Below are 14,741 nucleotides of genomic sequence, written 5' to 3' on the forward strand. Positions count from 1 at the left end.
GCGGGATAGGGAAGGGCGATGCAATCAGCTCATCATCATGACGGCAATCTGCTTCGGGCGCCGCTGCCCGAGGACATGATTGCGCTTCCGGCCGCGTTCGGCACCCGTTTCATGCTGTTCGTCGATACCGAGGAGGAGTTCGACTGGAACGCCCCCTTCCGCCGGGAAGGCCATGGCGTGACGGCGCTGGCCGGCATGGCGCGCGGTCAGGCCTATTTTGCGGCGGCCGGGGTGAAGCCCGTCTATGTGACCGACTATCCGGTGGTGGACAGCGATGCGGCCGCCGGGATGATGGGGGCGTGGGTGGCAGCGGGCGAGGCCGATGTCGGCGCGCATCTCCACCCCTGGGTCAATCCGCCCCATGTGGAGGATGTGAACGCCGCCAATTCCTATGTTGGTTCGCTGCCCGAGGCGGTGGAGGCAGCCAAGCTGGAGGCGCTGTGCCGGCGGATCGAGGATCGCTTCGGTCAGCGGCCGATCGCCTATCGGGCGGGGCGCTATGGCGTCGGCCCCAACAGTGCGCGGCTGCTGGAGGCGGCGGGCTTTCGCCTCGATACATCGGTGCGCAGTCGGTTCGATTACAGCCATCAGCATGGCCCCGATTTCCATGGCCTGCCGCAAAATCCCTATTGGGCGGGGCCGACCCGCAGCCTGGTCGAATTACCGCTGTCGACGGCGATCACCGGCCTGTTGCGGGGCGGCGGCGAGGGGCTTTATCGCGCGACGCAGGCGATGGGGCGGCTGGCCGGCGCACTTTCGCGGGCGCGGATGCTCTCGCGCGTGCCGCTGACGCCCGAAGGCATCACCGCAGCCGAAGCGACGGCGGCGATCGATGCGCTGATCGAGGAAGGCGTGCGCGTCCTCAATTTCAGTTTCCATTCGCCCACACTGGAGCCGGGCCACACGCCCTATGTCCGTGACGAGGCCGATCGCACCGCCTTTTACGGCTGGTGGGATAGGGTGCTGAGCCATCTGGCGCGGCGCGGCGTGGCGGCGATCAGCCTGGATCAGTTGCTGGATGCCATTCCCGCGCGTGCGAAGGCTTGCCAAGCCGCCTGATGCTCCTTATCGCCGCGTTCAAGGTGGGGCCTGTAGCTCAATGGTTAGAGCTGGCCGCTCATAACGGCTAGGTTGCGGGTTCGAGTCCTGCCGGGCCCACCAACTCTCGATTTCATGATGATCATATGATATCGTAAATCTCCTTTAATCAGAGGTTTACGATCCGATCTTCATCCAGAATGTAGCAAGACGTTTCAGGGCATCTCGCGAATCTGGGGGTATCGGTGGGGGTATCGAAACCACATTTGGGGGTATCGATGACTCTGACTTTTGCCATGGCCCGCAATGCGGCCGCGACCGGGAAAAACTACAAGCTAGTCGATGAAAAGGGCCTATTCCTTTACGTTACGAAGGCTGGTGCGAAATCCTGGCGATTCAAATACCGATTCGGTGAAAAGGAAAAGCTGCTCACCTTCGGCCTGTTTCCCGAAGTCGGCCTCGCCGAGGCGCGTGACCGACAATCGCAGGCGCGTGCGATGCTACGTGATGGTCTGGATCCGGCAGTCGAACTTGAGCGCCGCCGGCTGATGGCGCTTGCTGCTGCCGATGCCACATTTCAGGCTAAGACGGAGGAATGGCTCGATGACAAGCGGCCCCTATGGTCGGCGGCCAATGCCTTCAGGGTCCGGTCGAGGCTCGAGAAGGACATTTTTCCTGTTTTTGGACATTTGCCGGTCAGCCAGTTGAGCAGTGAGCTTGTGCTGCTTGCCCTCAGGCGGATCGAACAGCGCGGCGCGATTGAAACCGCCAAGCGCGTTCGCGGTTATGTGCTTGGCGTGCTCAAGCGCGCCCGGGCGGAAGGTCTCGTCTCTACCGAGCTTGTCGTGAGCGTCGAAATCATCCGCGATGCGCTGCGGCCTTCTCCGCCCGGTATAAAGCAGCCGGCCCTTACGCGAGTGCCTCAACTGATAGAGTTCCAGCGGCGTGTCGACCTGTCTACCGGCAGCGCGCAGACCCGGCTTGCGTCGCGTCTACTGGCGCTCAGCGCCGTTCGAGTCGGGGTCTTGCGAACCGCTCGTTGGGAAGAGATTGAGGGTATCGACTGGAGCGACCCGGATCGCCCTTGTCCCGCGGCACTGTGGCGTATTCCTGCAGCCCGGATGAAACTGGCTGTGGAGGATAAGGCTAATCCGATTTTTGGCCATGACGTCCCGCTCTCCCGGCAGGCAGTCGCAACGCTTCACGCTATTCGTGCGCTAACCGGTCAGTTCGCCCTTCTCTTCCCAAGCAGCAGGACATGGCGGGAGCCGATGAGTGATGCTGCGATCAGCACCCTGTATAAGCGACTATGGGGTGGCGTTTATAAGGGACGCATGGTCCCGCATGGTTGGCGTTCTGCATTCTCGACTGTGATGAACGAGAGAGCCGCAGAACTGGAGCGTGACGGGGATCGAATGATCATTGATCTTGTCCTTGCCCATGTCCCCAAAGGCACATCGGCATCGGAGTGGGCGTATAATAGGGCCCGCTATTTCAAACCCCGCCGGGAAATGCTGCAAAGCTGGGCGGACCTGATCATGGACGGCCTGCAGCACCCCAACGCTATTATCGGGCTCGACACCAGCATAGCTGGCCCGGAACGATCTGCTTCGAACGTGTTGCAATTCCGGCGTTAACCGATCTGATCAGACGCTTTTGACAGAAGGCTTGTCGCGATTTGCTTACTCTGCCCCATTGTGCGCGAATTTTCACATTCTAGCCTAGTGCCGGAGATGAAACTCGACAATTTTGAAAGCCCAGATCGTCGTCCATGACGAGTGCGGAAAGGTCACCATCGATGATGAGCACGGAGCCTGGCGCTTCATAACGCCGACCCAGTGAGGAGGGCTGCGACTGCAGGATGAGCCTGCGTGCCCCAATCGTGACCACCACATGGTCCTTGCCGAGTTCAGCCTGGAAGCTGCGGCCACGATCGCACCGGAAGGACATCCGCTCATTCTGGGAGGCATGAGCGGTCAATGGCGCTGCAGCGATGAAGATTGCCATTGCGGCAAAGCAGGATTTGAAGAGTGACGCTGTCAAAGATCGATCCATGCACATGTCAACATTCGCATTTTCGCAGCGTTCCGAAAAATTACAGCGGCGCTGCAAAAGAGCCGAAGAGCATGGCCGGGAGACGATGCGGGAACCGCGCTAGGCCCCAGCTGTTCGATAAGCTGGCCGGTGCGTAAGACCCGCGGGCCGGTCCGATTTTTCGGCGAGAGGGCGTGTTCATGGGCGAAATTGACAAGGTTGAACATAATGAAGGCGAAAGCCGTTATGAATTGAATGTCGATAGTCAGGTCGCGATTGCAGACTATGAGCGACGTGATGGGGCTTTGCTATTCACTCACACGCAGGTGCCGGCCGCGCTAGAAGGGCAGGGTATTGGCTCCAAGCTTATTGGCGGTGCTCTACAGGATGCCCGGTCGAAAGGACTCAAGGTCGTACCCTTGTGCGCATTCGTCGCTGCTTATTTAGAGCGTCATCCTGAAGAGCAGGATTTGCTGGCGGTTGACGCCCCGGGTTGAGGGAGCGAACGCACGCCCGACCGCAACGGCGCCACCGGCTCGCACGAGCCAGATTCCCGCGCTAGCCCGTCAGTCGGTCGGGATGCCGCTGCAAAAAGCTGTTGAAGGAAACTTGGTACACCGATGGTCACGGCCACTGGTCACCGGTGTCGAGACAATTTGCGTCCCTCTGCTCCAGCGGCAGGCGATTTCCTGCTGCGCCGTCAGGCTCCTGCCGGCATTCCCGCATCCTGATCGGGCGGAAGAGCTATAGGCGTTGCGGCGCAGATTGTGCGCAGCGCCTGTTTCAATCCCTCTTCCACCGTGGGGTGATAGAAAGGCATGTTCAGCAACTGTGTGGCGGTGAGGCCACCCTGAACAGCCCAGGCCAGCATATGCGCGAGATGCTCTCCTGCAGGCGCGATCAGGTCGGCGCCTATAAGCCTGCCATCTGGCGCCGCGGCGTACAGCGTAAGAACGCCACGATTTTGTCCATCAACGCGGGCACGCCCCTGGTCAGAGAAATCCGCAGTTCCCGTGACCGCGCCGTCTTCCTCAGCCTTGCCTATCCTCGCAAGCACCGGCTCGGTGAATGTGATAGCGAAGGGGGGATTGCGATCTACCGGGATTGGCGCGGGAAACGCCGCGGCGTTGCGCCCGGCGATGGCGCCGTCGTGCGAGGCTTCGTGAAGTAGCGGCAAGTCCCCCGCTGCATCGCCTGCAAGGAAAACTGCGCTTTCCCCGCAGCGCATCGTTGCTCGATCATGCCTGGGAACCCCATTGTCATCCAGTTCGAGCTGCACGCTTTCGAGTTGGAGGCCATCAAGCTGAGGCTTTCGTCCCACAGCTACCAGCACCTTGTCGAAGAAGGCCTCACCTTCACTCGAGCCAGTCCAGCTCAGCTTTGCCCCATCCTCATCCCGGTGTGGGGTCACATCGACGCCAAGGCGCACCGTCATCTTGTCGTCAAGAATTGCACGCAATTGCGCATGGACCTTTGCGCAACGTATTTTTGCCATGCGCTCGCCCCTGTCGAACAGCGTGACCTCAACACCAAGCTGTGCAAATGCCTGGGCCAGCTCAAGTCCGATGGCGCCTGAACCGATAACTGCGAGGCGTTCTGGCAGATCATCTAGTTCGAATATGGTGTCGCTCGTAAGCGCGGCATCACCTAACACCGAGAATTGCGTCGGCAATATGGGTGCAGAGCCAGTCGCAATGACGATTGTGCGTGCTTCAACCACGCGTCCGTCATCGAGCTGGAGGCGGCCAGCTCCAATAAAACTGGCGCGAGCGCGGACGGCAACTCGCTCAGATAGGTCTTGGATAGACTCGCGCGTCAGGCGAGCAAACCTGTCACGTTCCGCACGTACGCGCCGCAGTACAGCAGGCCCATCAATCTTGATGCCTTCTACCACAATGCCAAAAAGCTTCGCACGCCTGATGCGCTCGGCTTCCCGGCTTGCGGCGATAATCAATTTGGAGGGCATGCAACCAACCTGTGCGCAGGTCGTCCCGCCAAATTCAGGGTCGATGAGCAGCGTCGAGGCTCCATTCTTGCGGGCGGCACGCTCCGCTGCAAGACCCGCTGTGCCACCGCCGATCACTGCCACGTCGCAGCAAAGCGTGGTCGTCATGCGCCGCGTCCAGCAATCTTGATCGACTTGACGTTGACAAACTCCTTGAGCCCCTCGGGCCCATGCTCGCGACCATAGCCCGACATCTTGACGCCGCCGAACGGCAGATCCGGCGAGGCAACGTCGAAACTGTTGATGAATATCATTCCGGTATCGAAATGTTTTGCGGCCAGTTCGCGCGCGCGATCTACGTCGCGGCTGAAGATACCGCCACCAAGCCCGTAGCGGCTGTCATTTGCAATTCGCATCGCATCCTCATCATCCTTGGCGCGGATAATCGAGGCCACTGGCCCGAATAGTTCATCATCATAGGCGGGCTGCCCCGGCGCAACATCGACGAGAACTGTAGCAGGATAGAACCAGCCAATACGCTCAGGCACTTCTCCGCCGACCAGAAGGCGGGCGCCCTTTTCCACGCTGTCTGCCACCTGTTGATGCAGCTTGTCGCGCTGTGCCTTGCTAACCAGTGGCCCGAGCTTTGTCGCCTCTTCCCTGGGATCCCCCATTTGGATGGCTCGGAACTTTTCGACATATGCGTCGACAAAAGCATCGTGATTTTGTTCAGTGACGATGAACCGCTTGGCGTTAACGCAGGTCTGACCATTATTGTAGATGCGGCCCGCCACGCAGGTTTCCACAGCGAGATCAATGTCGGCATCGTCGAGGACAAGGTAAGCGTCGTTGGATCCAAGTTCCAGCACGGTCTTTTTGACGAGCGCGCCAGCTTTGGCTGCAACTGACTTGCCGGCGCGATCGCTTCCGGTCAGGGTGACGGCGCGAACCAGATCATTCTCGATCACCTTGTCGGACTGGTCGTGGGAAATGATCAGGACCGTAAAAAGGCCTTTGGGAAGCCCAGCGCGCTCATACAGATCACGCAGGAACAATCCGCTGCCGGTGCAACTCTCCGCATGTTTGAGGAGCACGCCATTGCCCGCCATCAGGCTCGCAATCGAGTAACGCACCGCCTGATAGGCCGGGAAATTCCAAGGCTGAATACCGTAGACGACGCCGATCGGCGCATGGGTGACATAGGCAGTGGCTCCGTCTGCCGAACGCTCCTGGTCGGCCAGAACGTTCGGACCATTTGCCGCCGTATAGTCGCAAATGGCTGCGACCAGATCGACCTCGCTTCGGCTGTCGCCGATCAGCTTACCCACTTCCTGCGTCATCAGAGCCGAAAACTCTTCCTTTGCGTCGCGCAGGGCCTGTCCGATCGCAGCAATAATCGCGGCGCGATCTTCCAGGCTGCGCAAACGCCATTCAAGGAATGAATTGTGACAAGCGGAGATGGCACGAGCCATCTCATCATCGGACATATAGTCGTAAGTGGCGATCAACTCTTCTGTCAGTGGATTTATGGTACGGGCGGTGTTGGCGCTCATGGGGCATGTCCTTGCAATGAAGTGAGGGTCGCGCGGCGTTCAGCCGTAGCGCGTGCGATGTTGTTGGAGCGTCGACCAGATGCCTGCGAGAGCTGCAGTGACCTCAGTTCGCCAACCATCGGTCGGCAGATGGCGCACGGCCGAATGGGCAGCGCATACATAGGGAGCTCCGTACCACCTCTCTGCCAACTCTTGTGCCCACGCGATGAACGCGTCGGCAGCGCCAGGGCGGTGTTGCAATGCCTTTCCCAGCATTGGATGAAAATGCAGCCGTGACTGGGGGAATATGCGGCCGAGCGCACCCGGTGCTGCCAGGACCATCAGCGTGTCATCGACATGAACGATGCCGCTTTGGCGATGTCGTACGAGGACAGAGGCAGCATGGACGCGTTCGTCGTTTGTCACCAGATCGAGGCCGGCTGGGATGGAGAATTCGAGATCATTGAACTGAGCCTGCGTTTCAGCATCTTCAATCACAGCCTGTTCCCAAGGTAGTTCAGGCGCCTTCTCATGATGCCGGCGCGTGCCGAACAGCCGGGCATGCGGCGCGAGATCATGGGCTGCAGCGCAATGAAGCGTGTGAAATGGGTGGACGTTGATGATCGTGTCAATCGCCGCGCCGTTATCGGTCAGGCCCAGAACTTTCTCTCGATCGGATCCTGCAACGCCGTAGCTGTCGATCAGAATGAAGCTTCCGTCGCGCTTGCGCACGAGCGATGTTTGCGTGCCGATGTCGAATATCTTGGCGATCTTGAAAGAGCCACGGATGTTCCAGAAATTCTCGTGAAGCTGCTGCATCTATAATGGGATCCACGGGAGAAAAGGCGAGCGTCTGTCTCGCAATGCCGTCATAAAACGCGGCAATTATGTTGGTTCCAGTGGACGTCGATTGGAGCAGACCAAGCGACTTTAGAACGGGTTAGGCGTCTAACGGGCAACCTTGTTCAGTTGGTCGAAAGTTAAGTGCCCAGCTCACCTGTCGACGGCGCCGGGGAGAGGAAAGTGATAGTCCGTGCATCCTGCCCATGCATCCTAAAGGTTGGGAGGCAGACGCAGGCAATCGAATATGGACATGTGATCATCGCCGATGGGACATGCATGCATGCGGCTCCGCGCGCTCCAACCCACTGCTTCGCCAACAAGACTTAAGGGGGCCAAAAGAAGCTGCCCGCCTATCAGACTGGGTAGGTCACACCGTAATGTCGAAGAGATGACACAACCATCCTAGCTTCACTTCTAGTCCGAATTTATCGCATCAACCCAACGATCGCCGCAAACAGAACACCGCAAAGAATGCCAAGCGCCAATGCAGCATCAAACTCTAAGACAGATTGGGCGCGCGTAGGCGGCTCGGTGTCAGGGCGGTTCAACGTTCAAGTCTCCAATCTTTGGGTGGCGGAGGAAACGAACCCTGTTCCAGATTGGTTGCGCAAAATATTCCGAGCGGGATGGGGCTACCGTCGAGTGTACGCGAATGTCGTAGCGTCTCCCGGGCAAATGCGTCGGCAAATGACGGACGCCGCTGTACTCGCCGGGCGTCACAGAGGGGGGTAGCTGGGATGGTCGAACGGGTGTTTGAGCCTCTGTTTTCGAGAGTAACTCCATAATGATGATGAATGGGGCAAAATTGTCGTTGGGAGACTCTTTCTACCAATGACGGACCCGGCCGGTATCGACGTGAACGAAATTGCTTTCGGGATAATAGCCTACACCACCTGCGCGCAGCGAGAGAGTTGCTTTGTGGAGATTGGCGAGGCGCACATTCTTGAGCCTTATGTCGACGGCTTTGCCAAGCATATGCTGGCTCTTGGATGCGACGCCGGACGAGCTGCGGTGCAGCCTGCCATTTGTCTTTGGCGAACGGTAACCCGATATCAGTGTAAAATGGGCGCGTTTGTCTGCGCCGGTCGCTGCCTGGAGGTGGACGAGCGTGTCGAGGAGGCTCGTATCCATCCTGATCGTCTCGCCCGTCCGCCAGTCACGCATGAAGTGATTAAGCTCGGCGATGCCATCCCTGCGGAAGCGTCCGCCGGAAAAATAGCAGATATCGATATGCTCCGAATTATGCAGGTTGCGAAAGGCGAGCCGTCGTTCCGGAATGGATGCCCATGAAGCTTCAGGAAATAGCTGCGCCATACCGCAGGCTGCGGCGCCGAACAGCACCGACCGTCGATCGAATATCATAAATGTCGTTGGTCCCGAACATGTTTCAGGGAGATAAAGGCCGCTCGCAAGCGTTGCCTATGTCCCTGTCATATAAGGTGTTTCTGACGACATGAAAAGATCGGTTCCATGGCAATTTCGGATTTTGGCCTCAATTGGTCTCATTTTTGCAGCTTCAGCGCAGGCATCCGCGCTTGCCAGAGACCAAACGGACGCTCCAGCCCATTTCCCGGCAGGCATCGATCCGGTCATTTTTCAGGCCCAGGTCCAGCTTGATCGAGCGGGCTTTGCGCCGGGCATCATCGATGGAAGAAAAGGCCGCTTTTTCGTGATGGCCCTCAAAGGATTTCAGGAAGCGCGCGGGCTGGAGCAAAGCGGCGTGCTTGATGCCGCAAGCCGCAAGGCATTGGCGGGAGAGAGGGCGCCAACGCTCATTCGCATGGTCCTGAAAGCGGAAGCACTGGAGGCCTCTTTTACGCCAGACATCCCCTCAAGGATCGTCGATCAGGCGACGCTCCCATTTCTTGGCTATCGCAACCTGGTGGAGAAGCTCTCTGAGCGTTTCCATACAAGCAGCGACATCCTCATTCGGCTCAATCCGGGTCTCAAAGCCCCCAGAGCCGGGATGGAATTGCTGTTGCCCGGACTCCTACCATCTGATCGAACCTATGAGCCGGGCCTGCCGGCAAGATTGCGGGATGTTCTGGCGGATCTCAATATTAGCGCGAGCCAGCCGCGCGCAGCCAAAATCGTCGTCAGTAAATCGCAGAGCGTGCTCAGAGTCTACGACGCACAGGACCGGCTAATTGCGCAGTTCCCGGCGACGACAGGCAGCGATCACGATCCTCTGCCACTGGGGAAATGGATGATCCGGACCATCGCCTTCATGCCCACCTATCATTACAACCCCGATCTCTTCTGGGACGCAGACAGTAGTGACCAGAAGGCGCAGCTCAGTGAGGGGCCGAATAACCCTGTGGGGGTCGTTTGGATCGATCTCAACAAACCGCATTACGGCATTCACGGAACTCCCGAACCAACCCTCATCGGCCGTTCGCAAAGTCATGGCTGCATTCGCCTGAGCAATTGGGACGCTGCCCGTCTCGCCCAGATGCTGCGCGCCGATACTCCTTCTGAATTTGTTGCGTGACCGGCGTCGCCTAGTTCTTGGCGCTCGATCAGTAGCATGACAGCGCGCCTGCGCCGGAGCCGCGACCGAGGTCACGCGTTGTAGGAAAGAGATTGTGAGGAGAAATGCGTGCCTAAATCCCTTGTCGCCCTTCCGATGGTCGCCATCGCCCTGACCCTGGCGGCCTGCAGCAGCCAGTCGGGCAGCGGAAACCGGGCCGACACGGCGTCGGCGCAGCGGCAAGCGCAGTGGAACGAGGACGCAATCCATGATCTCAAGCAGGCCATTGACAGTCGCGCCGCGCATGGCCTCGACCATCTATCCTTCGGCGTTGAAGGAGAGCCAGCAACAAGCGCCGGTCAGGACGCGCTTACCCAAAGTGCCTTGCGCTATGCCAGGGCATTGGCTGGCGGCGCGAGCGATCCAAAAAAGCTCTATGAGGTCTACACGCTCGGCGCCTTCAGGCCGGATCTTCAACGCGGGCTGAAAGACGCGCTGGCATCGGGCAAGCTGCGCGGCTGGCTCGAGGGCCTTGCGCCGCAGGAGGAAGACTATCGCAATCTTTCCAGGGCCTATCTGGCGCTTGGGAAGGAGCGAAGCGGTGCCGCAAAACCCATCCCCGACGCAGGAAAGCCGATCGATCCCGGAACATCCGACAGTCGCATGCCCGCGATCGAACGGCAGCTGGTGGCGTCGGGCTATCTGGACCGGGCTGGCAATGCCGGCATTCACTACGCCGAGCCGCTAGTGCGCGCCGTCAAGCATATGCAGGTCGATTATGGCATCAAGCCCGACGGCGTGATCGGCGAAAAGGCCCTTGAAATCCTCAACCTGTCGGATCCCGATCGGGCGCGGGAAATCGCCGTTGCCATGGAGAGGATGCGGTGGCTCGACCGGGCGCCGCCCGGAACGCGGATCGACGTCAACCTCGCCGCCGCACGCCTCACTTATTGGCGCGACGGGAAGATTGCCGATACGCGCAAGGCGGTGGTGGGCGAACCTGACACCAAAACGCCCCAGCTGGGATCGCCCATCTATCGGCTGGTCGCCAATCCGACCTGGACGGTTCCTCGGTCGATCCAGAACAAGGAGATCGCAGGCAAGGGCGCTGGCTACATGAAGCGCAACAACATGGTCTGGAAGGATGGCTGGATCGTGCAGCAGCCAGGTCCGAAAAACTCGCTGGGGCTGGTCAAGTTCGACATGAAGAACGACCATGAAATTTATCTTCACGATACGCCGGCCAAGCAGTTGTTCGCCGAGGTTCAGCGCCAGCGCAGCCATGGCTGCATCCGGGTCGAGGATGCGGTGGGTTTTGCCGAGAAGATCGCCCGGGACGAAGGCATTCTGGATCAATGGAACAAGGTGCGTGCGACGGGCGAGGAAGGCTTTGTCGAACTGCCGCGGGAAATCCCGGTTCGCCTGCTTTATTCAACAATATTGTTCGACAATAAAGGGGCGCCGGTGATCCGGGCAGACCCTTATGGTTGGAATGAGCGAGTGGCAAAGGCGCTTGGCTTTGGCCAGCGTAAGGGTTCCCGCCTTCGGGCCGGCGGCGATGATGTCGGGCCCTGATGAGCGCGTGATGAGCTGGCGGGGACCTCGCTACGAGTGCGGAAGAGCCTGTGCAAGCCGTCAGAATTCAAGATCAAAAAGTCCCCACTATGTAAAGTGGGGACATATTTTAGAAAATATTATCTACGTTTCACTATGAATATCGCAAAAGATATCGTTCTGAAATTCGTAGCATGGATCTGGCACTATTTTTCGCCATTATCCCTGACGCCGACGGTCGGAACTTCGATTTGCTCCTTCTTGGTGCCGACCACGACTTCCTTGGAATCTACATCAACCTTCGGGAGTTCGCCGCCCTTGACGCTGACTTCCGGCATATCCCCTCCCTTTACGTCCGCAGACCAGAAGCCGGTCGCGAACAGGATGCCCGCGATCACTAGGGCGGCTATCACAAGAATTGCGATGGTGCGTCCCGGCCCCTTCTTTTCGATCACCACATGATCATTATACCTGTTGTCAACCATCCCGTCCTCCTAAATGTTGGTAGCATTGGGAACGAGGCCGGACAGAATCTGTTCCGATTGAGAAATATTCTTAATTGGAAACATGAAAATTTGCGACCCGTATTGGCAGACACACTCACTCGGTATGGAGTGGACTTAAGCCCACATGACGCTAGTGGTCTCAGCGCTAATCAAATTTCTCTTTTTACCGACCGAATTTTCCAGCCCAGTGGATCGCGTTCGTAAGGATGCGGCGATAATTTGGATCGTCGTAGCTTTCCGGCAAATGTCCGAGCGCCGAGTAGACGACACGCCCCTTTGTGGCAGGATTGGTCCAAATCACCGGATGCGATCCCATCATCAGCTTGGCGCCAGGATGGTAGCTCGCCTCGTCGATCCGGGCGAGTATCGTCATGCCCTGCATTTTCGGGTTCGCATCGAAGGAGTACCATTCATCGACGGGCGCCCAAGGCATGGTCACGCCAGCCATGACGGGATGCCGTGGTTGGTCGACGATGACTTGCGCGGATTGAAACTGATCCGTGCCTCCGGGATGTCCGATGAATTTGGTGCCGATGATCGTCCCGGTATACCAGGGCGCCTTGTGGCTGTTGTCTCCGGCCGCGTGCAGCGCCACCACGCCTCCGCCGCGCGCGACGAACCTCGCAAAGGCTGATCGCTGCGCTTCGGTCAGGAAATCCCCGCTCGCGCTGTTGAGAATGATGACGGAAAAATGCCGCAGTTGTTCGTCGTTGAAGATTGCCGCATTTTCGGTGGTGTAGCTGGCATGTCCCAGATTGGCGGCAATATCAGCCAGGACCATGTTTGAATGAGGTATATGCTCGATATGCCGCCAGCCATTGGTCTTGGACAGGATGAGCACCGCCTGTTTCAGGTTTTTCGGAAGGGTCGGGGCGGCAGTGTCATAAGTGGGGGCAGGCAGATGAGGGTTGGGCGCTGCCTGTGCCATGGTCAACAGCGCGATGGTCGCGAATATTCTGTACATCATCTCTCCTTTGGCGCGCTGGCCCATGACGTTGCTTGTCGCACGCCCGGAAGCGTCATCGATGGCTGGACTGGCCCCTTTGCCCACGGTGGAAGGAGCAAAATGCGGCAGGTAAAACGAATTGGCCCCAGCGTGCCGGGTCAGATCACCCCAGCCTGCATCTGCTTGACCGCGTGATCGGCGGCTCGGGCGGTCATCGCCATGAAAGTCAGCGATGGATTGACGCAGGACACAGAGGCCATTTGCGCCCCATCGGTGATGAACAAATTGGCGGCGTCATGCGCCTGATTCCATTTGTTCAGGACCGACGTGGCGGGATCATGCCCCATTCGGGCGCCGCCCATTTCATGGATCGCCTCACCGGGCACATGCTTGCCGCGACCGCCGGTCACGTTCGTAAGCCCCGCCTTGCGCAGCATCAGCATGCCCTGTTCCAGCGCATCGTCCATCATCCTGATTTCATTGTCTCGGAAACGGACGTCGAAGCGCAATAGCGGCGTGCCGAAGCGATCGGTCTTGCTGTGGTTCAGCATGACGCGATTGTCCTCGTAGGGCAGGCATTCCCCAAAGGCGCCCATGGTAAAGCGCCACGGCCCATATTCGCGCATCCCGTGCTTCATGGACAGGCCAAAGCCTTCAGGCGCGGACGCCTGACGGCCGGCGCCACCCTGGAAGCCGTAGCCGCGCTTGAAGGGCAAATCCTCCGCTTCCAGATTGCGGAAGCGCGGCACATAGACGCCGCCGGGCCGCCGGCCATATTCGACAAATTCGCTCATGCCCGGAATGTCGCCCGACACGCCGACACGGAAGATATGATCCATCACCGCGCTGCCGAGCGCACCGTTGGAATGGAAATAGCTGCGTTCGCTGCCTGCTGGACGGGAGTTGAGCAGGATGTGGAGCGAACTCATCGCTGATGCGCACAGAAAGACCATGCGGGCCTGAACGACCTCCACCTGGCCAGTATTGGCGTCGACCATCCGAACGCCGGTGACGCGCTTTCGGGTCGGGTCATATTCCAGGTTCGTGACCCAGTTGTCCGCACGCAGCGTCAGCCGACCCGTAGCGCGGGCGGCGGGCAGGGTAACGGCCTGCGTCGAGAAATAGGCGCCGAAACTGCAGCCGCGGTCGCATTGTGCCCGCTTCTGACAGCGGGTGCGATTCTGCTCGGGCTTATCTTCTGTGATGTTGCTGAGGCGGGCGTTGATCAGCTTGCGTCCGGGAAATTCGCTTTCCAGCCGTTCCTTCAGCCATTTTTCGGCGACGTTCATCGGAAAGGGCGGCATGAATTCACTGTCGGGAAGATAAGGCAGATTTTCCCGAGCACCCGAAACGCCGATATAATTTTCGACATAGCTGTACCAGGGCGCGACATCGTCATAGCGGATGGGCCAGTCGGTCCCCACGCCCTCCTTCTTGTTGGCCTCGAAATCGGCTTGGCTCCAGCGGAAGCTCCAGCGCCCCCAGGTCAGCGACTTGCCGCCGACCACTGACGGACGAACCCAGTTGAACTTGTTGGGCGCGTCATAGTCGTAGGGGTTGAGCCGGTCGTTGATGAAGAAGGGCTGGGTGGCGGGCGAGACCCAGCCGTTGAGCGCGAAATAATCGCTCTTTGCAAGCGCGGCCGGCATCCTGCCACGCGCGGGAATGTCATAGGCCGACTTACCGTCGAAGGGATAATCTTCCCCATGTTCGACCATGCGACCGCGATCGACCATAAGGACGCGCAGCCCCTTTTCCGTAAGTTCCTTTGCGGCCCAGCCACCGCTGACGCCCGAACCAATGACGATAGCGTCGAAACGATCTGTTGCTGCCATGATTTTGCCCTTCCGATGAGCGTGTCGGAAATGAATGG

Annotated in this window: 13 protein-coding genes and 1 tRNA gene; 7 read left to right on the plus strand and 7 right to left on the minus strand. The window is 59.0% G+C overall.

Annotated features, from left to right (window positions below):
- Nucleotides 1–18 precede the first annotated feature (18 nt).
- The 5 genes from E5554_RS11905 (at nt 19) to E5554_RS11925 (ending at nt 3,569) form a co-directional block, all read left to right on the plus strand.
- Entirely contained in the window at nt 19–1,059 is a 1,041-nt protein-coding gene (locus tag E5554_RS11905; protein ID WP_136186897.1) for a polysaccharide deacetylase family protein, read from the plus strand.
- A 26-nt stretch (nt 1,060–1,085) separates the two neighbouring features.
- A tRNA-Ile gene (locus E5554_RS11910) sits at nt 1,086–1,161 on the plus strand.
- Between the two features lie 155 nt (nt 1,162–1,316).
- Nucleotides 1,317–2,675 carry an integrase arm-type DNA-binding domain-containing protein gene (locus E5554_RS11915; protein WP_136186898.1) on the plus strand — a complete coding sequence of 453 codons (1,359 nt, stop codon included), beginning with the start codon at nt 1,317–1,319 and terminating at the stop codon, nt 2,673–2,675.
- Between the two features lie 256 nt (nt 2,676–2,931).
- Nucleotides 2,932–3,072, plus strand: a complete 141-nt coding sequence (locus E5554_RS23340) for a hypothetical protein (protein WP_247594240.1) — start codon at nt 2,932–2,934, stop codon at nt 3,070–3,072.
- Between the two features lie 200 nt (nt 3,073–3,272).
- Nucleotides 3,273–3,569 carry a GNAT family N-acetyltransferase gene (locus E5554_RS11925; protein WP_136186900.1) on the plus strand — a complete coding sequence of 99 codons (297 nt, stop codon included), beginning with the start codon at nt 3,273–3,275 and terminating at the stop codon, nt 3,567–3,569.
- A gap of 203 nt (nt 3,570–3,772) precedes the next feature.
- Here E5554_RS11925 and E5554_RS11930 read toward each other — a convergent pair whose 3' ends face one another.
- The 4 genes from E5554_RS11930 to E5554_RS11945 all read right to left on the minus strand — a co-directional run bounded on the left by E5554_RS11930 (nt 3,773) and on the right by E5554_RS11945 (nt 8,754).
- Nucleotides 3,773–5,185, minus strand: coding sequence for a dihydrolipoyl dehydrogenase (locus tag E5554_RS11930; protein ID WP_136186901.1), 1,413 nt, complete (start codon nt 5,183–5,185; stop codon nt 3,773–3,775).
- Nucleotides 5,182–6,570 (minus strand): NAD-dependent succinate-semialdehyde dehydrogenase, encoded by a 1,389-nt coding sequence (locus tag E5554_RS11935; RefSeq protein ID WP_136186902.1) that lies wholly within the window; start codon nt 6,568–6,570, stop codon nt 5,182–5,184. The genes E5554_RS11930 and E5554_RS11935 overlap by 4 nt, the downstream gene beginning before the upstream one ends.
- Nucleotides 6,571–6,609: 39 nt before the next feature.
- Nucleotides 6,610–7,368 (minus strand): hypothetical protein, encoded by a 759-nt coding sequence (locus E5554_RS11940; protein ID WP_136186903.1) that lies wholly within the window; start codon nt 7,366–7,368, stop codon nt 6,610–6,612.
- Between the two features lie 849 nt (nt 7,369–8,217).
- Nucleotides 8,218–8,754: a DUF882 domain-containing protein gene (locus E5554_RS11945; protein WP_136186904.1), complete on the minus strand. Its 537-nt coding sequence runs from the start codon at nt 8,752–8,754 to the stop codon at nt 8,218–8,220.
- A 91-nt stretch (nt 8,755–8,845) separates the two neighbouring features.
- Between E5554_RS11945 and E5554_RS11950 the strand changes: the two genes are divergently transcribed.
- Both E5554_RS11950 and E5554_RS11955 read left to right on the plus strand, forming a co-directional pair.
- Complete coding sequence (locus tag E5554_RS11950; RefSeq protein ID WP_136186905.1) at nt 8,846–9,883, plus strand: L,D-transpeptidase family protein; 1,038 nt, start codon at nt 8,846–8,848, stop codon at nt 9,881–9,883.
- Between the two features lie 108 nt (nt 9,884–9,991).
- A complete protein-coding gene (locus E5554_RS11955; RefSeq protein WP_247594241.1) occupies nt 9,992–11,437 on the plus strand; it encodes a L,D-transpeptidase family protein in 1,446 nt (481 codons plus the stop codon).
- A 185-nt stretch (nt 11,438–11,622) separates the two neighbouring features.
- On the opposite strand, the gene E5554_RS11960 is transcribed toward E5554_RS11955, so the two are convergent.
- The 3 genes from E5554_RS11960 to E5554_RS11970 form a co-directional block, all read right to left on the minus strand.
- Nucleotides 11,623–11,901: a hypothetical protein gene (locus E5554_RS11960; protein WP_136186906.1), complete on the minus strand. Its 279-nt coding sequence runs from the start codon at nt 11,899–11,901 to the stop codon at nt 11,623–11,625.
- 184 nt (nt 11,902–12,085) lie between these two features.
- Complete coding sequence (locus E5554_RS11965) at nt 12,086–12,913, minus strand: ThuA domain-containing protein (RefSeq protein ID WP_247594242.1); 828 nt, start codon at nt 12,911–12,913, stop codon at nt 12,086–12,088.
- 113 nt (nt 12,914–13,026) lie between these two features.
- The gene (locus tag E5554_RS11970; RefSeq protein WP_136186907.1) at nt 13,027–14,703 is read right to left on the minus strand and encodes a GMC family oxidoreductase; all 1,677 of its coding nucleotides are present in this window, start codon (nt 14,701–14,703) and stop codon (nt 13,027–13,029) included.
- Nucleotides 14,704–14,741: the final 38 nt, after the last annotated feature.

It is taken from the genome of Sphingobium sp. PAMC28499 (assembly GCF_004795815.1).
Lineage (GTDB): Bacteria > Pseudomonadota > Alphaproteobacteria > Sphingomonadales > Sphingomonadaceae > Sphingobium > Sphingobium yanoikuyae.